Annotated in this window: 17 protein-coding genes; 10 read left to right on the top strand and 7 right to left on the bottom strand. The window is 45.4% G+C overall.

All coding sequences use genetic code 11. From position 1 onward, the window contains the following. Nucleotides 1–27: 27 nt before the first annotated feature. Both IX95_RS17480 and IX95_RS17475 read right to left on the bottom strand, forming a co-directional pair. Complete coding sequence (locus IX95_RS17480; protein WP_038162397.1) at nucleotides 28–693, bottom strand: hypothetical protein; 666 nt, start codon at nucleotides 691–693, stop codon at nucleotides 28–30. 218 nt (nucleotides 694–911) lie between these two features. Then, nucleotides 912–1,442 (bottom strand): 3'-5' exonuclease, encoded by a 531-nt coding sequence (locus tag IX95_RS17475; RefSeq protein ID WP_038162394.1) that lies wholly within the window; start codon nucleotides 1,440–1,442, stop codon nucleotides 912–914. Between the two features lie 309 nt (nucleotides 1,443–1,751). Here IX95_RS17475 and IX95_RS17470 point away from each other — a divergent pair, with 309 nt between their 5' ends. From IX95_RS17470 to IX95_RS17440, 7 genes are all read left to right on the top strand, one after another. Continuing rightward, entirely contained in the window at nucleotides 1,752–2,384 is a 633-nt protein-coding gene (locus IX95_RS17470; RefSeq protein WP_038162391.1) for a DUF2760 domain-containing protein, read from the top strand. Next, on the top strand, nucleotides 2,384–4,303 hold the full coding sequence (locus IX95_RS17465; protein ID WP_038162388.1) for an Hsp70 family protein: 1,920 nt from the start codon (nucleotides 2,384–2,386) through the stop codon (nucleotides 4,301–4,303). The genes IX95_RS17470 and IX95_RS17465 overlap by 1 nt, the downstream gene beginning before the upstream one ends. Before the next feature lie 55 nt (nucleotides 4,304–4,358). Next, nucleotides 4,359–7,166 (top strand): Hsp70 family protein, encoded by a 2,808-nt coding sequence (locus tag IX95_RS17460; protein WP_038162385.1) that lies wholly within the window; start codon nucleotides 4,359–4,361, stop codon nucleotides 7,164–7,166. Between the two features lie 256 nt (nucleotides 7,167–7,422). Continuing rightward, complete coding sequence (locus IX95_RS17455) at nucleotides 7,423–8,667, top strand: styrene monooxygenase/indole monooxygenase family protein (protein WP_038162382.1); 1,245 nt, start codon at nucleotides 7,423–7,425, stop codon at nucleotides 8,665–8,667. Nucleotides 8,668–9,022: 355 nt separating this feature from the next. Then, nucleotides 9,023–10,009, top strand: a complete 987-nt coding sequence (locus IX95_RS17450; protein WP_038162379.1) for a cytochrome-c peroxidase — start codon at nucleotides 9,023–9,025, stop codon at nucleotides 10,007–10,009. A gap of 234 nt (nucleotides 10,010–10,243) precedes the next feature. Continuing rightward, a complete protein-coding gene (locus IX95_RS17445; RefSeq protein WP_038162377.1) occupies nucleotides 10,244–11,233 on the top strand; it encodes a hypothetical protein in 990 nt (329 codons plus the stop codon). A gap of 20 nt (nucleotides 11,234–11,253) precedes the next feature. Beyond that, on the top strand, nucleotides 11,254–11,598 hold the full coding sequence (locus IX95_RS17440; RefSeq protein WP_019276620.1) for a hypothetical protein: 345 nt from the start codon (nucleotides 11,254–11,256) through the stop codon (nucleotides 11,596–11,598). 6 nt (nucleotides 11,599–11,604) lie between these two features. Here the strand turns inward: IX95_RS17440 and IX95_RS17435 are convergent, their stop codons facing one another. The 3 genes from IX95_RS17435 to IX95_RS17425 form a co-directional block, all read right to left on the bottom strand. Beyond that, nucleotides 11,605–11,913 (bottom strand): hypothetical protein, encoded by a 309-nt coding sequence (locus tag IX95_RS17435; protein ID WP_038162375.1) that lies wholly within the window; start codon nucleotides 11,911–11,913, stop codon nucleotides 11,605–11,607. A 77-nt stretch (nucleotides 11,914–11,990) separates the two neighbouring features. Further along, the gene (locus IX95_RS17430) at nucleotides 11,991–12,761 is read right to left on the bottom strand and encodes a substrate-binding periplasmic protein (RefSeq protein WP_051912596.1); all 771 of its coding nucleotides are present in this window, start codon (nucleotides 12,759–12,761) and stop codon (nucleotides 11,991–11,993) included. Between the two features lie 92 nt (nucleotides 12,762–12,853). Beyond that, entirely contained in the window at nucleotides 12,854–13,882 is a 1,029-nt protein-coding gene (locus tag IX95_RS17425; protein ID WP_038162373.1) for an AraC family transcriptional regulator, read from the bottom strand. A 149-nt stretch (nucleotides 13,883–14,031) separates the two neighbouring features. On the opposite strand from IX95_RS17425, the gene IX95_RS17420 reads away from it, so the two are divergent. Next, on the top strand, nucleotides 14,032–15,045 hold the full coding sequence (locus tag IX95_RS17420) for a DUF2804 domain-containing protein (RefSeq protein ID WP_038162756.1): 1,014 nt from the start codon (nucleotides 14,032–14,034) through the stop codon (nucleotides 15,043–15,045). 17 nt (nucleotides 15,046–15,062) lie between these two features. Beyond that, nucleotides 15,063–15,917 carry a sterol desaturase family protein gene (locus tag IX95_RS17415; protein ID WP_038162370.1) on the top strand — a complete coding sequence of 285 codons (855 nt, stop codon included), beginning with the start codon at nucleotides 15,063–15,065 and terminating at the stop codon, nucleotides 15,915–15,917. Between the two features lie 204 nt (nucleotides 15,918–16,121). Here the strand turns inward: IX95_RS17415 and IX95_RS17410 are convergent, their stop codons facing one another. Together IX95_RS17410 and IX95_RS17405 are read right to left on the bottom strand one after the other, a co-directional pair. Further along, nucleotides 16,122–16,736 (bottom strand): NAD(P)H-dependent oxidoreductase, encoded by a 615-nt coding sequence (locus IX95_RS17410; protein WP_038162368.1) that lies wholly within the window; start codon nucleotides 16,734–16,736, stop codon nucleotides 16,122–16,124. Nucleotides 16,737–16,810: 74 nt separating this feature from the next. Continuing rightward, nucleotides 16,811–17,350 (bottom strand): Crp/Fnr family transcriptional regulator, encoded by a 540-nt coding sequence (locus tag IX95_RS17405; RefSeq protein WP_038162365.1) that lies wholly within the window; start codon nucleotides 17,348–17,350, stop codon nucleotides 16,811–16,813. 436 nt (nucleotides 17,351–17,786) lie between these two features. Between IX95_RS17405 and IX95_RS17400 the strand changes: the two genes are divergently transcribed. Further along, nucleotides 17,787–19,886: a hypothetical protein gene (locus IX95_RS17400; RefSeq protein WP_038162363.1), complete on the top strand. Its 2,100-nt coding sequence runs from the start codon at nucleotides 17,787–17,789 to the stop codon at nucleotides 19,884–19,886. Nucleotides 19,887–19,988: the final 102 nt, after the last annotated feature.

Raw genomic sequence — 19,988 nt, 5'->3', positions numbered from 1 at the left:
AGCCTTACTACTTACTCTCTCGGAACATTACAGTTCCAGCTTAAAACCGAGCTTAGTCACAGACACTCCTGCTAACCCCGTTCTCACTGCGTCCAGTTGCTCCGCAATGATCTTTGCATCCTGTTCGCTTTTTGCCAGTACCGCAATTGAGTAAAGAGGCCGGACGAACTCGCTGCCCGCCACCCCTTCGTTCTTCAAATATGCCGACGTCACCTTGCCTTGGTTAGTCCACTCGACCACTTTCTGTAAATCTGACGCCAACACTTTATCGACGAGCAACACGTCAGATGGTTCTTTCCATTCCAACTCTACTGAGTAATTTTCGAAAGCAGGGACACTGTCGAGCCATTTACTGCCCAGATCGCGAATCTCTTCTATCTCAACTAACTCTTGTCGGTAGAAAGGCAAATTGCCAACGCGATCTCGAACCTGTTGCTCACTATCAGCCTCCATCACAAAGCGGATGATTGGAAAGTCTTGCCCTCCAACCTGACTGGAAGACACGAACATATCTTTGATGTATCCGGCATCAATCAAATTCGCAAACGCTTTTTTTTGTGAAGGCATATTATCGAAAATTGCCTGTGAGTCTTCGGTTTTCCAAGCAATTGAGACTCCATAGGAAGCGGCATTAACCTGTATTGGCACGCTCACTAATGCTGCCATCAGAAAGGCTCTAAAATTGAATTCCATTTTTTTCCTCATTGAATTGTTGTTCTGGTCAACGAACAGTCGAGATACTAACAAGGAGTCATAGCGAGGTAAGGAAGACGCGGCATTTTTAATATGAATTAAAAATTAATTTATAATAATCAAAGAGATATTGCGGTTTTTACCTCTCTTTATATTACTTTTTAGGCCTCTAAAACCCAAAAAGGGAGCCTAAGCTCCCTTTTTACATCTCTCTTTTATCACAGCATCGTCAATGCTAATTTGGCGAGGTTATACGCGTCCACATACCCGGAATGCTGCCGCCCTACCCACTCAATATTTTGCGCTTCCTGAGCAGCTTTGTGACCAATGCGTTTATCTTTGAGGCGGTGTTGAACGCGATACAAAGTGGCTAAGTTGATGAATTCTTTAAACGGCATCTCAATGCCTTTGTCTTGGCATTCTTGCGCCAAAATACGATCATCACGACCCCACGATGCGTAGATCTTATTCGCGCCGCCAAAGTTCTTGATCATCGACTTCAATACTTCTTCAAGCGGGCGGCCCTGCTTTTCAATTTTGCGTGGCGTAATGCCGGTGAGCTGCGAACAAAACAGCGAGACTTCATCCTGTTCGGGTTTGACATAGTACTGAGCACGCTTAACGATCTCGCCTTTCACAAGATCGATTTCTGCCAGCCCGACTTCGATGATTTCACCCGTAGTACCGACACCGTTTTCATTCCAACAGCACATTTCCAGATCGAAACAAACTATACGGTTATGGTTCATTGCTCGCCTATGTTTAGTATTCTGATAAAGCGCCGAATTCTACCTCAGTTGAGGTCAAAACTCGAATGCCACCGAATTGATTGAGCAGATCTTCTGCAATCTTCTGTCGAACTGCCCAGTCATTTTGGTCAACTTACCTATAGTGTGACTAAAAATGACTAAAAACAAATCAATCAGGCCTGTTACCGCCTCTTTTCTGAAGGCCTGTAGACTTGAATGTGATAATATTTGCCCCAATTTAACCCAATAATTACGACAATAGCAGTCAAAGTGTGACTCCTATTTCTTCCATCAATTAAGAGAAATGTCATGACGTTCGATTTACAAATGATCCCTCAAACGTTCGATATGCTGCACGCTGGCCTGACGGCTTCAAGCGTCCTTTTACTTCTGATTGCGGTTTCGCGCAAATCTAAAGTCGTCGAAAAAGTGGTTGAGAAACCAGTTGAGAAAATCGTCGAAGTTGAAAAGCCTGTCGAAAAGATCGTTGAAGTAGAAAAAGTGGTCGAAGTTGAAAAAGTGATTGAGAAAGTCGTGGAAGTGGAATCAAAACTTGCTACAGCTTCTACCGACTCTGCCATGCAGCTACTATCTATCATGCAGCAGGAAGCTCGCCTGATTGACTTCCTGAAAGAAGACCTGACATCGTTCTCAGACGAAGATGTCGGCGCTGCAGCGCGTGTTATTCACTCTGGCGGCCAGAAAGTACTGAACGACTACGTGACGCTTGAACACATCCGTAATGAAGATGAAGAAACGCGCGTTACTATTGAAGAAGGCTTTAACCCACAACAGGTTCGCTTAACGGGTAACGTGACAGGCAGTGCGCCATTCAGCGGCACTCTGGTTCATAAAGGCTGGAAAGCACGCGAAATGAACCTTCCAAAACTGGCTGAAAACTACGATGCTTCTGTTATTGCTCCTGCTGAGGTTGAGCTGTAATGGAAAACCTGAACACCATGCAGGCTGAAACGCCAAAGTTTAGCGTGGGTATCGACTTAGGTACTACTCACTGCGTACTGTCTTATGTGGATACATCGAGCGAAGACGCGCGTGTTGAAGTCATGTCGATTTCTCAGCTGACCGCACCGGGCACCGTAGAAACTCGCAACCAGCTAGGCTCGTTCCTGTATCAACCACACGAGCACGAGATGAACCCTTCAGCTCGTGTATTGCCTTGGTCATCTGAGCCTAAAGCCCTAGTGGGTGCAATCGCTCGTAACCTTGGTTCAAAAACGCCGATTCGCCTTGTAGCAAGTGCAAAATCTTGGCTTTGTCACGCTGGTGTCAACCGACGTGAAGCGTTCCTTCCTGCTGGCAGCCCGGAAGAAGTAGAGAAAGTCTCTCCGCTTCGCGCAACGGAGCTGTACCTTGAGCATCTCAAAGATGCATGGAACCACACTCATCCTAACGACCCGCTTGCAGAGCAAGATGTGACGATTACCGTGCCTGCATCATTTGATCCGGCGGCTCGTGATTTAACCGCTGAAGCAGCACGCAATGTTGGCTTAACTCACTTGACACTGTTAGAAGAACCTCAGGCGGCTCTATACAACTGGATCGACAACAGCAATGACAAATGGCGTGATGAAGTCGAAGTTGGCGACATCGTGCTGGTTGTCGATATCGGTGGTGGTACCACTGACCTTTCTCTGGTTGAAGTCACCGAAGATGAAGGCAACTTGACGCTAAACCGTATCGCGGTAGGTGAACACATCCTACTCGGCGGTGACAACATGGACCTTGCCCTTGCGTACCGCTTGAAGATGAAGCTAGCGCAAGATGGTAAAGAGCTACAACCATGGCAAGTTCAAGCGATGACGCACGCCTGTCGTGACGCTAAAGAAGCACTATTGAACGACAGCGAGCTTCAGTCAGTGCCTATCGTAGTACCAAGTCGTGGCTCTAAACTGCTTGGCGCAACCTTGAAGACGGAACTGACGCAAGAAGAAGTTCAGCAAACACTAGTGGACGGTTTCTTCCCGAAAGTTGCCGTTACTGAGCATCCAGTTCAGCGTAATCGCGGCGCCCTGACTCAAATGGGTCTCCCGTATGCGCAAGATGCAGGGATTACACGACACATCGCGGCTTTCCTTTCAAAGCAGGCTAATGCTCAAGGTGGAGAAAGCGCTTCAACCGAGTTCAATCCATTTGCTGGAATGCCAGGTATGGGCGGCGCTGAAGCACCTTCAGCTGACTTTATCAAGCCAACAGCCATTTTGTTCAATGGTGGCGTTTTAAAATCAGACCTGCTGGCGAATCGCCTTGAAGAAACCATCAATGAGTGGTTGATCGACGCTGATGCTGAGATGGCTCAACGTTTAACTGGCGTGGATTTGGATCTGGCTGTTGCAAGTGGCGCTTCTTACTATGGCTCCGTACGTCGCGGCCAAGGCGTGCGAATTCGCGGCGGAATTGCATCGAGCTACTATGTTGGCATCGAGAGTGCTATGCCAGCGATTCCGGGCATGGCCCCACCAATGGAAGCTCTATGTGTAGCACCATTTGGTATGGAAGAAGGCTCTGCGGTTGAAGTACCAAGTCAGGAATTCGGTCTCGTCATCGGCCAACCAGTAAACTTCCAGTTCTTTGGTTCGACAGTTCGTCGTGAAGACGACGCAGGTACACACCTTGACCACTGGGGCCCTGATGAGCTGGAAGAGCTACCAGAGATTCAAGTTACTCTACCTGTCTCTGAAGGTCGCCGTGAAGGTGAAGTAGTGCCAGTCACCCTAGCCTCTCGCGTGACAGAGCTTGGTACACTTTACTTAGAAGCCATTGCTGCAGATAACGGTCAAAAATGGCATGTTGAGTTTGATGTACGCGAAGACGCGAAAAACGACTCAAACGAAGAAGAATAAATAAAAATCAAACGGCATCCAATCGGGTGCCGTTTTTAAATACACGAAGGTTTGTATGGCATCTCCTCGTTTTCTTGTTGGTATTGACCTTGGCACCACAAACACTGTGGTCGCATACTGTGAAATCACCGACAACCTTGAACAATCCGAAGTATCCCTGTTTGATATCGACCAATTGATTGGTCCGGGTGAAGTGGTTCGTAAGCCACTGCTGCCCTCTTTCCGCTACCACCCAGCCGTTGGTCAAATCTCTCCTTCTGACCTGACACTTCCTTGGGAAAACGAACCCGTTTCTGGCGATATTAGTAATGTCATCGTCGGTGAATGGGCGCGTGAATTAGGCGCGAAGGTAGAAGGCCGACAAGTTTCCAGTGCCAAAAGCTGGCTATCGCACCAAGCGGTAGATCGTAGCTCAGATATCCTTCCTTGGGCTGGAGCACAAGACGTTGACAAAGTCTCGCCTGTCATTGCCAGCGCAAGTTACCTCAACCACATTCGCCAGGCGTGGAACTATCGTCACCCAAGCAACAAGCTAGAAGATCAAGACGTCGTCGTAACTGTTCCTGCTTCGTTTGATGAGACGGCGCGTAAGCTCACTCTGGAAGCCGCTGAACTGGCGGGTTTGAAGAAAATCGTCCTACTCGAAGAGCCACAAGCGGTGTGTTACGACTGGTATGCACGACACCAGCAAACGGCTGCCGACGAGCTCAAAGAGTTGCCGCTAATTCTTGTCTGCGATGTCGGTGGCGGTACCACCGACTTAAGTTTGATAGAAGCAAAGTATCACAACGATGAGTTAGCATTGGCTCGAATTGGTGTTGGCGAACACCTAATGCTTGGTGGTGATAACCTCGACTTAGCATTAGCACACCTCGCGGAAAGCCGCTTCAATCAAAGTAAGAAGCTCACCGCAGCAAGCCTAACTAAACTGATTCAACAAACTCGTAAAGCAAAAGAAGATTTGCTGTCAGTGAGCGCGCCTGACGAAGTAAAAATCACCATGCTGGGCAGTGGGTCTAAGCTACTTGGCGGGACAAAGAGTATTGGCCTCAGCAAGCAAGAAGTACATCAAATTGCTCTGGATGGTTTTTTCCCACTTTCTGATTTCAGTGAAGTGCCAGACAAACGCCGCAGCGCGATGGTCGAGTTTGGATTACCGTATGTTGCAGATCCAGCGGTCAGTAAGCACGTAGCAGAGTTTCTTAATCAGCATCAACAAGTCTCTTATTCCGCACTGGGACAGGAAGACACATCAACGCCTGCCGTTCCGGTCGGCCTGCTACTAAACGGTGGTGTATTTAATAGCGAGCTGGTTACCGAGCGAGTCACAACCCTACTTGGCAACTGGCGCGGCGCTCCCGTGACAGTACTCGATAACCCACATCCTGATTGGTCAGTCGCTCTTGGTGCCGTCGCATTTGGTAAGGCTCGCCGTGGCGCTCAGCTCAAGATTGGTGGCGGTGCCGCACGTTCTTACTTCCTGCATTTACAGGAAAAAAATAAGATGGGCAAAGCACTTTGCCTTCTGGCGAAAGGCACGGACGAAGGGCATGAGATTCGCTTAAGTGGACGTCGATTCTCCTTAACACTGGGTGAGCCAGTTCGCTTTAACCTGCTGACGTCAACCCACGACACTCTGACTCACAACACCGAAATTCAAAACGGTGTGATGGTCGAAGTGGACCCAGATATCTTCTCGCCTCTTCCTCCCTATATTTCAACTCTGGAAAGTGAAGGGACTGATCTTCAAGCTAACCAGAAAGAACGTGTTGAAGTACAACTGGCCTGCCAGCTAACTGAAGTTGGCACGCTAAAAATGGAATGTGTCAGCGTTGAAAATGACAACAAACGCTGGGAGCTGGAATTCGAAGTTCGCAATCAAAAAGCGGACGAAACAGAGCAAGAGCAACTGCACCCACGCCTGACAGAATCTAAAGAGCTCATCTCCCGCCTCTACAGCGGCAACAAGAAAAGCGCCGACGCAAAAGAAATCAAGACACTCGCAAAAGACTTAGAAAGAAAGCTAGGTAAACGAGACGACTGGGATTTCACGACCTTACGTCACCTGTTCGATGCTTTTGCACAAGGCCGTAAACGCCGTCGCCGCTCAGAAGCTCATGAAAAAAACTGGCTTCGCTTGGCTGGGTTCTCACTGCGACCTGGCTTTGGCGATGCCACCGACTCTTGGCGAATCGAACAAGTGTGGGGTCTTTACCAACAAGGTATTCAGTTCAAAAACCACCAAGGCTGGACAGACTGGTGGGTGTTCTGGCGTCGCATCGCGGGCGGGTTAAGTCAGGAGCAACAAGAAACACTGTTGGCTGATATTGCCAAATACTTACACCCCGGTGCGATGAAGAATCCTCAGTCAGCCAAAGCGGCACAAGATATGGGTTACGAGTCGATGGTTAGACTTTCTGCATCACTTGAGCATCTTGAAGTGGAAGATAAGGTGCTGTTAGCCAGCTGGTTCTTAAGCAAAGCCATCAACTACAATCAATTTGAACAAGCTCATTGGTGGGCGTTGGGCCGCCTAGCGTCACGAACACCTTTGTACGGTAGCCAGCATAGTGTGATTCCTCGTGAACAAGCTGAACAGTGGCTGCCTAAATTGCTCGAACAAAACTGGCTCAAGGAGCCGATGATTGCGTTTGCCGCCGTGATGATTTGTCGTAAGACAGGTGACCGTTTATTCGATATTTCTGATGACTACCGCGAACAAGTTCTAACTAAGCTAAACCAAAGTAAGGTTCCAGAATCTTGGGTCTCGCTGGTTGAAGAAGTCAAAGAGCTATCTGAGAGCGAATCGAAGCGCGTCTTTGGTGATGCACTGCCAAGCGGCCTCACTCTCGTTCATAACTAAAACGTTATTACCAATCTGCCAGCCATTTGCTGGCAGATTTTTTTATTACGCCGATCAATGCAACGCTGACACAGTTTTCCTACTCTCTTACTCCCTTTACTCGCTCTCTGTAGCACTTTTAGCATTTCATGCGGAAAAACCCACACTCCTCTGAACCGCCTAGTTGCATATACAGAATGTTCATCACATACTGCTCTCGACCTTAAAAATCGAACAATAAATCATCAAGACAAATACTATTAAGCAAGGGATAGCCATGAGAAATATTACTATTCTGGGTGCTGGGCAGGCAGGCTTACAGCTGGCGATTGGCCTACAACAACAGGGCTACCAAGTCCGACTTGTCACCGACCGACAACCGCAAGACATTGAGCATGGCTACGTAATGTCGACTCAGTGTATGTTCCATACTGCGCTGGAGTCAGAACGCAAACTCGGTCTGGATTTCTGGCAAGATGATTGCCCTAAAATCGAAGCAATTAACTTGTGCATCACAGCGCCAGATAACCCAGGTCATATCGCTATCGAGTGGCAAGGACAACTCGACAACCATGCCCAGTCCGTCGATCAGCGCATCAAATTTCCAGCTTGGATGTCACGATTTGAGGAGTTAGGTGGAACTCTGGAATTCAAAACGCTTTCAGAACAAGATCTCGAACACTACGCATCAACCAGTGATATGGTCATCGCAGCTACTGGAAAAGGCAACATCGGTGAGATGTTCACACGAGACGAACAGCGCTCCGCCTTCACACAGCCACAAAGACACCTTTCTCTGTTCTACATTTCTCACCCGCAATCTGGAAGCCAGCTAGATAAAGTTAAATTCAACGTGATTCCTGGCATTGGTGAGTACTTTGTGATGCCAGTACTCAGCAGCTCTGGCCCTTGTGAAGCGATGCTATTTGAAGCGATTCCAGGTGGGCCAATGGATTGCTTTGATCCTAATTCTTCCCCTCAAGAACGCTTCAATAAAGCCAGAGAGCTACTCCATACCTACCTTCCATGGGAACTTGAACGCATAGACCAAGTGACCTTAACCGACGATAAAGCCGCACTCACTGGCCGTTTTACCCCCGTAGTCAGAAACCCTGTTGCTACATTACCTTCCGGGGCAGCGGTATTAGGTCTAGCTGACGCTATTTGCCTTAATGACCCTATCACAGGGCAAGGTTCGAACAACGCCGCAAAAGCGGCACAAGTCTACCTGCACAGTATCATTGAGCAAGGAGATAAGCCGTTTGATGAAGAGTGGATGACGGCAACGTTTGAGCAGTACTGGGAGCAGGCACAATGGGTCACTCAGTGGACCAATATGATGCTGTCACCTCCACCGCCTTTTGTGCTCAATATTCTAGGTTCAGCGAGTCAACATCAATCGCTGGCGGATCGTATTACCAATGCATTTGACGATCCTAAAGACCTGTTCCCTTGGTTTGCTGATGAAACGGAAGCGGCTCGCTACCTCTCTGAGTTATCCGAAAACAGAGCAAATTCGTAAACCTAGCATGTCCATCTTCGCCTCTGAAATAAGAGCATTCGGAGGCGATTAATGAATAAACTCCTTCCTCTTTCCCCTAAGTTTGGTATTGGCGCTTTTTTGACCTACATCAACAATAGAGCCTTTAGTTTATTTATTGATTTGTAAACAAAAAGTTACTGCCACTCTGCCAAAGCCTTATGCATCAACGCCCTTAAGCTTATTGTTCATTTTAACATCGATTTTTACCATAAAATCTATCGATATTTTGCGTTTCATCGATAGCTACTATTTCTTTATGTTGAGTTCCGAGCACGACCCGTCAGAAGCGTGCCGATCTGGTGAGAGTAAACCATCACATCAAAAGGAATTCATAATGAAAACACTATTAGCAGTGAGCATATTGTCAGTCTTAACTTTCAACGCACACGCTCAACGTCAGAACAACGAACCAATCAAAGTGATTGAGCCCGCAACAGGGTTAGACAGTCAAAAAGTGGAGCTAGGAAAAGCCCTATGGTTTGAGCCTCGTTTATCCGCCTCTAATACCATCTCATGTAACTCATGCCACAACTTAGCCAAAGGAGGCGTAGACAATTTGCCGAGCTCAATTGGCCATAAATGGTCCATTGGTCCGATAAACTCACCGACGGTTTTTAACTCTGATTTGAACTTTGTTCAGTTCTGGAATGGACGTGCAAAAGATCTTCAGGAGCAGGCTGCTGGGCCTATTGAAAACCCTCTGGAAATGGCGTTTAGCCACCAGCTCGCGGTAGACACTCTACAATCCATACCGCAATATCGCGATTGGTTTAAACAAGCCTACAACGCCGACACCATAACCATCACCGAAGTGACGGATGCTATTGCCACATTTGAAAAAACGCTAAGAACACCTAACGCCCCATTTGATTTATGGCTGAAAGGCGATGATTCCGCTCTCTCAGCGGCACAGATTGAAGGCTATGCCTTGTTTAAAGCCAAAGGCTGTACCGCTTGCCATAGTGGCCCGCTTGCTGGTGGACAGATGTATCAAAAAATGGGGCTGGTTAAACCTTATGAAACGAGCAATCCAGACATCGGACGCAAAGCCATTACAGGTAAAGAGTTTGATAAGTACGTATTCAAGGTGCCAACGCTGAGAAACATCGAGTTGACTTACCCGTACTTCCACGACGGTTCCGTTTGGGATTTAAAACAGGCGGTAGAAATCATGGCTGACATTCAATTGGGTCAAAAGCTCACCAGTGACGAATCTGGAAAAATCACTGAGTTCCTGAAATCACTCACCGGTGAACAGCCACAGGTGACGCTGCCCTACCTGCCACCATCAAGTAACGAAACGACACGACCGAATATCTAGATAAAGGCTGAGTTTCGGAATAAAACAAAGGAGTCGTACAGGCTCCTTTTCATTTTTCTCAATAACAACACCAATTTATAAAATTGATGGAATTTAAGTCACAATTCATTGATGAATCTAATGCTAACTTATACATCAGTTTCGCTACCGTATGTTCAGTTCTGACGTATAAACCTTGTTGTGTTGTCTGGCTTATCTCAGGATCTCCACCTTGCTTGGTCTTAGGAGAATGAAATGATAAGGATTTGGTTGATCATTGCTTCAGCATTTTTGCTCTCAGCTTGTCAGTCTACACCACACAACGAAATCGGGGCTTTTGCTCAAGCAACACAAGAAATTACCTTGCAAGTCGATGAGGTCATCGTCGAAATTAACCAAAGTCATATCAACAAACAACTCATGGATATCGCCACGCAACATGGTAGTGGTCGAGAACCATTGACTAGAGAGACATTGCAGTCAGTCACTCCACTCTTTGATCAATCAGCCCAAAAACAAATGGCTATCTATCGTGCCAATCACGCTTTGAATCGCTACGCTAAAGGGCTACAGGCATTAAGCGGTGCAGTTAATCAGGCTGATATCGATATTGCTGCCGCTGAGCTAGCCAGCGCAATGAACGGGATGAATACCAGCTACACTCTCCTCACCAACAACGACGATCTGTTTCAACCCAAAGATATGTCGATTGTGGCAAGCGCTGTTGCTGCATTAGGAACCTCCATCGTTGAAAAACAACGTCAGGAATCCTTGAAATCTGTCATTACTCAAGCTGATGAAAAAGTGAACCTCATTACAGATGAGTTAGTCATTCAATTAGCGGATTCAGGTATGGAAGAGCTGTTAATTTCGAGCAGAAGTACCCACCTAAAACACGCCCTTAGGGACTATAGTAAACGATCTTCCAAACAACCGATGACATTCGAACAAAGCTACAACGAGACTCAGGCACTGTACGAGCTGTACACCATCATGTCCCAGACCAAGCTCTCACTGCACCAAACCCGACAAGCTATCAAAGCCGTCAAGAAAGCACACAATGGCATCACCCAAGAAGTTCAGGCGGACAGGTTTAACAGCAAAGGCATTATCGCCATCGTCGGCGAACTGAAAAATCAGTGGGAGCGATACGATGACTTCCGGGACGTTGTCACCAGTTGTGAGAAGGGCTACGAGCTAACAGGGGATGACCCTCGCTCTCAAGTTGTGGCCTGCAAACCCTGATATTTTGAAAGGAACCGAATATGGCAGAACTTCCTGAAACCAATCGCCGCTTGAAGGCCGATATCTTGTCGACCATTCTCGAACTCGATAAGCGCTATGAGTTAGAAATGAATGATCAGCTTGCGCTCAACCTAAACAATGCCAGTGCTGAGCTTCACCTGAGATTGGCTCACATCATTCAAAACCAGCTAAGTGGTACCTCTGCTGAGTTTGACGCGGCATTACAGAGCCTTAGTCGGCTTGCGCAACGCTGCAATGACAAAGCCGACTCACTGGATAATACGACAGAAGTTCTTGGTTCGATAACCGATGCCATTGATAAGGTAAATAAGCTGGCAAAAAAAGCAGCGAAACTGATGAGTTAGCAATAACTACTTACTGAGTAGTGTTACGCATTCATCAAATGAGGGGTTGTCGCCTGTTCCGATGTCCCATAGCTGCTTTGCTGCGTAATGGGAAAAATTCGGGTCCGCCGGAAACATCGCCTGTCTCAAACGTTTCTTATTAAGATAAAGAACCTTTATTTCTTTTAGTTCTGGCCCGAGAATGTGTCTCGAGTTAGCACATATTTCCGCGAGCCCTTCATATGCATAAGCGTTAACTTCAGCCATATTAATGGTGGCGAATGCATGTGTCGGAACAGCCATAGTGATTAGGATTGTCTTGATGTATTTATGCATAACTACGCCCATGCTAGGTTATAGGCCGTAAGTAAATTAAACATTTTGAGTCCCCTAACCTATGTCCAACAGACGAATTAGTCGCTGCTTTGTATCGTTTGTAGAAACTCGGCTTCTGACTGCATGATTTCCTTGTACTCACCCGTTTCGATAAGTTGCTTTAAACCTGCATTGAATTCACTAACCAGTAATTGACTGCGTTCACTATCAAATCGACTGAATATCACAAACATGTCATCTTCAAGTAGAGGTTTGGAATCTAATTTTATGTATGGCCTTAGCTCTTCAGGTACATAGTGTTTAATGAGATACAAGCCCCTCTCAACGCCTGTTGGATAAGCGTCTAATCGCCCCTTAGCAATTTTTTGAAAATTGGTTTCTTCTGAGTTGTTAATGTTTACGTCGATACCAAGCTGCTCCATAAAATAGGTCGCGTGATACCCTTGCGTAGCGCCAATTTGATACTTATTTAGATCTTTGGCTTCTTGCCAAGAAAACAGTATGTCTGAGTGATAAAAGAATTGTACGCGTTGACTGAAAAACGGCTCTGAATAGATAAAATCCTTGATTCTGTCTTCGTTTTTCATCCAAGGGAACGAGCCATCAAATTCACCGCGAATCGCATATTGATAAGACCGAACCCAAGGGTAGTACTCTAACTCGACAGCATATCCGCGAATTTCAAACGCTCTTCGCACCAAAGTTTCTGAGATCTTCAATTCTGGGTTAGAGAGAGAGCTGGTGTATGGTTCCCAGTCTCCCACCGCAAACCGAACCGTCTTATCACTGGCAAACGCTGAGAATACACACAGTGAAATGAGTAGAGAGATAAGCCCGATAAAATTCATAAAAACACAACTATCAATAAAACAATATTAAGTGTAGTTGCAATCTAAATGATTGAAGGGGTTCCTGGCTTCTGAGTTAAATAGCCCCTAGATCACAGCGCTCTAAAGCAACTCGGTGCCTTTCCGGACCAGCGCTTGAAACTTCGCCTGAAATTGGCGCTGTCACTATATCCAAGCCGAAAAGCAATTTCTTCTATCGTCAAATGTGTTCTTACCAAAAATTCTTTAGAGAGCTCAAAGCGAACTTCATCAACAAGCTCTCGATAACTGGTTTGCTCCTCAGTGAGCAACCTTCTTAAAGTCCTAACCGAGCATCCATGTTGGACGGCAATGTCATCAATAGAAGGGAACATACCAACACTCTGATAGAGAATGGCTTTGATCCGATTACTTAATCGTGTAGGTGATTGCAATACCGCTATCACAGATTCACAAGAATGGAGATAGGTACTGAGCAAGTCTGAATTATGGGAAGCCAGTTGCAAATCCATAACATTCGCTTCAAAAGTTAGCACGCACCGAGGTTGATCGAATATTACATTACAACGGAAGCGGTCTGTGTAGTGCGTTGCGTAGTCAGGTTTGGGGTATGGCAGTTCCAGCTTCTGTAACACCAACCACTGCCCAGTCAGTTCAAAAAACAAAGAGGTAATAGAACTGAAAAAATACTCTGTACAAAAAGGAAGTAGCTCACCAATCTCCAAGTCATTTTCAATCTCGATTGATGCGGTGTCATCGTCGCGGGATACTCTTACAGAAAAAATAGGGCCATTGAGATCCAGATATTTAAACCCCGCTTTTATCGCCTCAAAGACGGTTCGACTACTCAAAACCGCGTAACCGAGAATACCAAAATGGCTCAATGTCGCCCGCTCGCCAAGCAACAAGCCTAGACCAATATTGGGGAAATACTTCTGTACATAGTGGAATAGCAAAAGCTTATCCGAATAACTGATATGGCTTTCTTGGCTATGCCAATCTATATCACTTAAGCCAGCATGGTTTAGTAAGCTATCCGCATCTAGGCCATACTCCTCCACAGCAATAAGCAGTAAAGAGATATCTAAGATCCCCAACTGATATCGATGATCAACGGGCAGATATTCTGCGATGACTTCCATGTCTATTCCTCGTGTAATCCAACATTCAGGATAACGGAGTTTACCCTCTCCAATCGTGATAGTGATTCACTTTATGACCGAAAATGACCTGTTTAATAACACTCAAACACGTAACACTGATTGAAATGTTATTGGATTGTGAACTTATCATGATACTTAGCCAAACTGCTCCTGAATACCTTATCCATTCAAATGGAAAGCCGTGTTTTGGTCATTTCGATGGTGTGCCAAAGCAATTGGGAATCCACCGCTTCGAATACCGTAATAACATGGATCGCAAAGTCGGTAAGCTGAAAAAGTACTTTCACTACAAGCAGTTTCAATTTGTCAGCATCATGACACCACGCTATGTAATTGGCCTGGCCATTGCAGATATTCGCTATGTGGGCTCTGCGTTTTGCTATGTTTACGACGTCCAGACAGATACTTTGGTCGAGCAAAACTGGTTAAGGCCTCTGAATATCGACAAGCAAATGTCGCCATCTCCACACAAAGGCTACAGTCATATCGCGGCCAAAAAACTAGCGTTTGAGATTACTTACCCCAATTGGCAGGTCAAAGCCAACACCGAGCTGTTACAACTCGATGTTTCCCTCCAACCGCCAAGCAGCAGCTTGCCGCTCTCACTGTGCACGCCTACTGGCTATAACGGCTGGACCTATACCAAAAAGCACAACGCGCTGGCCGTTAAGGGAAATATTACGGTAGGTGGAAACCAGATCGATACTTCTCTAGCGTTGGGTGGCTATGACTTTTCAGCGGGCTATATGCAACGCGAGACGAGTTGGCGATGGGCAAGCATCAATGGATGCAGTGACAAAGGCAAACTTGGTCTCAACTTGGCCGCTGGAGTTAACGAAACGGGCAGTCATGAGAATGCTTTGTGGGTTAATGAAGAGCGGCACTTACTAGGGGCTGTCCACTTCCACTTTGATCGCCAAGCAACACAAAAGAAATGGCGTATTTTCTCTGATGATGGTCGCGTGGAATTGACTTTTACTCCACTCAACAACAGAAGTGAAAAACTTAACTTGTGGGTTTTGCAGAGCAACTTCCGCCAGTTTATCGGCTACTTTTCTGGCTTTATCAAAGATGAAAACGGCGTACTTCACACATTAGAACAGCAACTTGGTTTAACCGAAGACCACTTCGCTCGCTGGTAATATTTTGGGAGCTTTATATGGATTTCAGTACTCTTATCGATAACCCTGAATGGCTTCTGATGCTATTAGCACCTCTTTTCATTGGTTTGATGTTGGCTGAGTACTTCATCGGGCAAAAGCGAGGTCATCTTCCAGAAAACTCTGCCTATTTTCTTCCTGAAGTATTATGTAACTTTGCTCTCGCGGGTATGCACCAATTGGCGGATTTACTAACCGGGCTTCTGATCGTTCAACTCTATATGTGGATATTTGGCTGGCGACTGATGGACATAGAAATGGGCGTTGTGAGCTTTATTGTTCTGCTCATACTGCAAGATTTCTTCTATTACTGGTTTCATCGCGCCAGTCATCGCACTCGCTGGATGTGGGCTGCGCACGTTGCGCACCACAGCTCTGAACGCATGAACTTCAGCACTGCTTTTCGCCAAAGCTTAATGTACCCCATTGCGGGAATGTGGCTTTTCTGGGTTCCTCTTGTGATCATCGGCTTCGAACCTAAATGGGTCATTTTTGCCGTATTATTAAACTTAGGTTTGCAGTTCTTCGTCCACACACAATGGATTCACACTCTTGGACCATTGGAATATCTGTTTAACACCCCTTCTCATCACCGAGTGCACCATGGTCGTAACCCTCAGTACATCGACAAAAACTACGCAGGTGTACTGATTATCTGGGACAAAATGTTCGGTACCTTTGAGCATGAAGTTGAAACTGTACGCTACGGTGTTACAAAACCCGTAGAGAGCTTCAATCCTCTGGTAGTTACATTTAAGGAATGGGGTGAAGTTGGCCAAATACTGAACAACAAACAACTGAGCTACAAAGAGCGATTTCTCCGCATTTTTTCTCCGCCAAGCGATGACGCTTAATTCTAATTAGACTCGAATTTGTTGTTAGAAAACCTTGAGTTCCATACGTAGCTAGGTGCCGACGCTGCACAATCATTACAAACAACCAGTAGCTCAGGAGAGGCGGCTCCCCAAGGAGGCACTATCCACTCCGTTGTTAAAAGAGAACTACCACAAAAAGGGCAGTCCTCAAACTGTTGAGGCTCTATAGTCTCGCTACTCATGTTACAGCCTAGAAGCAAAATTTTTTTCTATATCATCCAGCCAGGACTTACGCTTTTCTTGCGAAACTGACTTCACGCTGGCGAAGTTAATCCAGTTTCTTTTCTTCACTCCTATTTTCCAGAACGTTCCCATAAGCATCGCTTTCTTAATCGCATTACCAAATAGAAAACGATATATGAGTGATGGCGTATTCATGGTGGTAATCATGGTGACACCTGTTAGTTTAGAGAGCGTGCAATACATGGAAGAAGACTCGCCTTTGTAGTTATAGGCAATGCTTGGAAAGATAAGCTTATCGATAAAACCTTTTGTCATGGCAGGCATGAGCTCCCACCAGATAGGGAAAATAAATACGATGTGCTCGGCTTCTTCTAACCTTTCTTTATACTGCATGACTTGGCCACTCAAAAGCTGCTGTGCTTCTTGGGGCGCTTTTCTCGCCAGCGCAAAAGCCTTGAGTTCCTGAGCTCTTATTACCGGATCAAACTCTTCGTTATCTAGGTGAATTAAATCAACATCGTGACCTGATTGACTAAGTGAACGAGTGACTGAATTAAGGATAGCATTGCAGTAGCTACCCTCATATGGATGATTGAATACGACAAGTACACGCATGATTGGATTCCAGTAAAACGATAGGAATGCCAATCATATGGTCATATTCAAATTTCGAACGATAACATTTGTTATCAATGTGGATAATTTCTACACCTGATTCTGCTCAAAGATACCGAGGTAATACCCAGATAAGATGCAATATAGTGTTGAGGAATTGCCCGGATTAACTCCGGAGATTGTTTGACCAGTTCCTCATACCTTTGTTGAGGAGTATCTTTAATACGAGAAAGAAACAGGCGTTGATAGTGTCTCAACCTTTCGCTAAGGAGAGTAAAGGCAATGTCTTTTAAACTAACATTGTTATCCATAATATCCTTGAGCTCAGAAGCTTGAATGGAGTGGACTATGGAAGGCGTTAAAGTTTCGTAAGTGAAAGAGCTTGGCTCACCAAATAAAAAGCTGTCACATGCGGTGATGATGGTATCACTCATGAAAAACTGAAAAGAAACGTCTTTACCATCTTGATTAAACCAAGATCGAACACACCCACTTTCAATGAAATAGACAGTCTCACAAAGGGTTCCTTCATGAATAAGAGTGCGTTTCTTATTGACTTCTAACCTCTCAGTGAATGGCTTCACTATCTCCCAAATTTGTTTGGCGCTATTCATGGCGTAACTCATTTGTAAAAACAATTATAATGATAAGCTACGCGACTTTAGCTTTAAAACAAACCTTTGCAACGATACCTTCTTAAATCTACATGAAAACAACCCAAAAGCGGCTATTCTCGACTCACTTTCCTTTTGCTATTTCACCGCTTAGATTTAAGAAGTAGGTATTGATTTGACTGCTCCATTAACATCACACACCGCTTGAGCGCTGCCTGTTTATCGATAATGCAGCCTTCTTTTCGTACAAAATAATGAGCCATTGCTGAGCCTACAATTGTCGGCTTCCCGATTCACAACTCGTATCAAGCTGACCTTTGATCGATCTTCCCATCAATGAAGTGTAGGAATAATCTCACACCAATTCCTCGTGCACTAAAGACACAGGCGTGGTTAATATTTAACCAGCTAGATTTTTTTGCCAAGGAGTCTAATTATGAAAACAATAAAACTGTGGCTTTTAAGTTCACTATTGTTTGTCAGCACCAGCTCACTCGCAGCAACATCTGCATCATCAGTTGCTAATGTCGCTGAGCAGGCGGTTTACCCAGATTTCACACCTATTGCCATTGGCTTACCAAGTGAAGATAGTTGCGGTTCTGGGATTGGCGGCGAAGCACCCAACCCAAGCTCGAATTTGCCTGCGTCATGCTTTAACCCGGGTCCAGAAAACAACTCTCTACCTAATTCAGGAGCCTTAATTGTTGACTGGAAGTACGGTGAGCGAAAAAACAGAGTCTTTATCAAGGCACCAAACCCCGATGAAGAAGATAATTTTGGAAAGACATCGAGCTTTTCATCTGATTACAAAACTCTTGCGGTTGGCGCTCCAAAAGAAGACGGATGCTACGCAGGAGTCGATGGTTCAGAAGGTCTTCAATATTCCAATACCGTTACATGTTTCGATCGAAGCAATTTGATGCTCACCAACGGATTTGACGACTCTGGAGCAGTGTACGTGTACTCGGGTAATGGCCGATTTTCTTCTCAAGACTCTGTTATACAAGGCTCAAGTATCCTACTTTCCAATACTCCTACTTACATTAAATCACCCAACATTGACATGTATGACGGGTTTGGTTCAGGAGTGAGACTGAGCTCGGATGGTCTAACATTGGCCATTAGCGCACCCTTCGAAGACAATTGCGGCACAGGTGTGGATGGCAAAGGAAAAAATAATAATCGCCGATTAGGTGGTAACCACGTATGCGGTTATGGCAATGTGACTGAAGGGCTTAGTAATAATGAAGCTCTAAACTCAGGTGCAATGTATATATACACCAAAGCTTCCGGGAAATGGGAACTAGATGCGTACATTAAATCACCAAATACTGATGCAGGAGATTTGTTTGGTTCTTCATTTACTTTATCAGCAAATGGTAAAACGTTAATTGTTGGTGCTCCAGGTGAAGATGGTTGTGGTACAGGTATTGGAGGATTAGATCCAAACCCAAATCAACGATTAGGTGCCAATCCGGTTTGCGGGTCTTCGCCTCAACTTGGGCTATGGGATAACAATTCCCTAGACTCAGGTGCTGCATATCTTTATAGAAAAAGAAACGGAAAGTGGCATTTTGAGAGCTACATAAAAGCAATAAATACAGATGCCGGAGACAAGTTCGGTTCGTCTATTACCTTTGCATATTATGAGGACTTTATCTTTATCGGCGCTCCTGGTGAAGACGGTTGTGGGGCAGATGTAGGGGGTGAAACATCCAATATCAACACCAGATTAGGAGGTCAAAATGTTTGCGGCACTAACGCGAATTTAGGACCAAACAATAATGCCTTGGAAGATTCTGGTGCTGTATATGCCTTTTATGGGTTGACTCCATGGGCCTATATTAAATCTCCAGCCCCAGACAGCGGAGATATGTTTGGTTCAGCGGTAGTTGCTACGAAAGATAAAAATGGGGAATTGATTATCAGCGCTCCTGGGGAAGATTCATGTCTTTCGTACAGCGAAGAGAATGTTTCATGCTCGCTTTCATCATTTATAAGTCAGGGAGGAGATGTAATGATAAACATGCTCAAAGACAACAATATGATGAACTCAGGAACGGTTTATAGCATAAACATTGAAGGGGATACTCGCTGGAACATTCTTAAACCCAAATCAGTTAATGCTGGAGATGCCTTTGGGACAGCGATGGCCATAGCGAGTTCTCCATCAACAGGTAACAGCGTATTGTTTGTAGGGGCACCAGGATTCGATTATGAAGGCAAAGACGATATCGGCCAATTTTCGATGTATGTTTTTAACTCCGACAAAGAATTATTTGAGCTCGAAGAAGAGTTCTTTACAAAAATGTCTAATAACCGCAGTGTGAATAATGCTAGGTCCATAACTTATTATGAGCCTTTTGACACGCTTTCATCATTTGATTACGCAGGAGCCGTAGCTCCCACAGGCGGTGATTCAGCAGTAAAAGAAGAAGACAGTTCATGTGATTTACTGGATATGTTTGCGACTTCAAAGGGAGTTGCAGGTATCGCTGACTTCTTCACTTGCTTAGGAAGGTTTGGCATAAACTAGCTTGTAATATTTAGAAATTGGCCACCGTTAATGCGATGGTGTTTTGTATACAAATAAAACACCATCGGATGCTATTCAACACGTCAAATGATGGCGAATAAC

This window comes from Vibrio sp. B183 (genome assembly GCF_000740665.1).
Classification (GTDB): Bacteria; Pseudomonadota; Gammaproteobacteria; order Enterobacterales; family Vibrionaceae; genus Vibrio; species Vibrio coralliilyticus.
Note: the sequence above shows the minus strand (reverse complement) of the source record. Positions and strands in the feature narration are given on the sequence as shown.

What these genes read in the sequence shown, in the direction of transcription:
- IX95_RS17425 (WP_038162373.1), bottom strand. Translation starts at nt 13,882, where the DNA reads ATGGAAGTCATCGCAGAATATCTGCCCGTTGATCATCGATATCAGTTG.
- IX95_RS17460 (WP_038162385.1), top strand. Translation starts at nt 4,359, where the DNA reads ATGGCATCTCCTCGTTTTCTTGTTGGTATTGACCTTGGCACCACAAAC.
- IX95_RS17415 (WP_038162370.1), top strand. Translation starts at nt 15,063, where the DNA reads ATGGATTTCAGTACTCTTATCGATAACCCTGAATGGCTTCTGATGCTA.
- IX95_RS17420 (WP_038162756.1), top strand. Translation starts at nt 14,032, where the DNA reads ATGATACTTAGCCAAACTGCTCCTGAATACCTTATCCATTCAAATGGA.
- IX95_RS17445 (WP_038162377.1), top strand. Translation starts at nt 10,244, where the DNA reads ATGATAAGGATTTGGTTGATCATTGCTTCAGCATTTTTGCTCTCAGCT.
- IX95_RS17475 (WP_038162394.1), bottom strand. Translation starts at nt 1,442, where the DNA reads ATGAACCATAACCGTATAGTTTGTTTCGATCTGGAAATGTGCTGTTGG.
- IX95_RS17470 (WP_038162391.1), top strand. Translation starts at nt 1,752, where the DNA reads ATGACGTTCGATTTACAAATGATCCCTCAAACGTTCGATATGCTGCAC.
- IX95_RS17440 (WP_019276620.1), top strand. Translation starts at nt 11,254, where the DNA reads ATGGCAGAACTTCCTGAAACCAATCGCCGCTTGAAGGCCGATATCTTG.
- IX95_RS17465 (WP_038162388.1), top strand. Translation starts at nt 2,384, where the DNA reads ATGGAAAACCTGAACACCATGCAGGCTGAAACGCCAAAGTTTAGCGTG.
- IX95_RS17430 (WP_051912596.1), bottom strand. Translation starts at nt 12,761, where the DNA reads ATGAATTTTATCGGGCTTATCTCTCTACTCATTTCACTGTGTGTATTC.
- IX95_RS17410 (WP_038162368.1), bottom strand. Translation starts at nt 16,736, where the DNA reads ATGCGTGTACTTGTCGTATTCAATCATCCATATGAGGGTAGCTACTGC.
- IX95_RS17455 (WP_038162382.1), top strand. Translation starts at nt 7,423, where the DNA reads ATGAGAAATATTACTATTCTGGGTGCTGGGCAGGCAGGCTTACAGCTG.
- IX95_RS17400 (WP_038162363.1), top strand. Translation starts at nt 17,787, where the DNA reads ATGAAAACAATAAAACTGTGGCTTTTAAGTTCACTATTGTTTGTCAGC.
- IX95_RS17480 (WP_038162397.1), bottom strand. Translation starts at nt 693, where the DNA reads ATGGAATTCAATTTTAGAGCCTTTCTGATGGCAGCATTAGTGAGCGTG.
- IX95_RS17405 (WP_038162365.1), bottom strand. Translation starts at nt 17,350, where the DNA reads ATGAATAGCGCCAAACAAATTTGGGAGATAGTGAAGCCATTCACTGAG.
- IX95_RS17450 (WP_038162379.1), top strand. Translation starts at nt 9,023, where the DNA reads ATGAAAACACTATTAGCAGTGAGCATATTGTCAGTCTTAACTTTCAAC.
- IX95_RS17435 (WP_038162375.1), bottom strand. Translation starts at nt 11,913, where the DNA reads ATGCATAAATACATCAAGACAATCCTAATCACTATGGCTGTTCCGACA.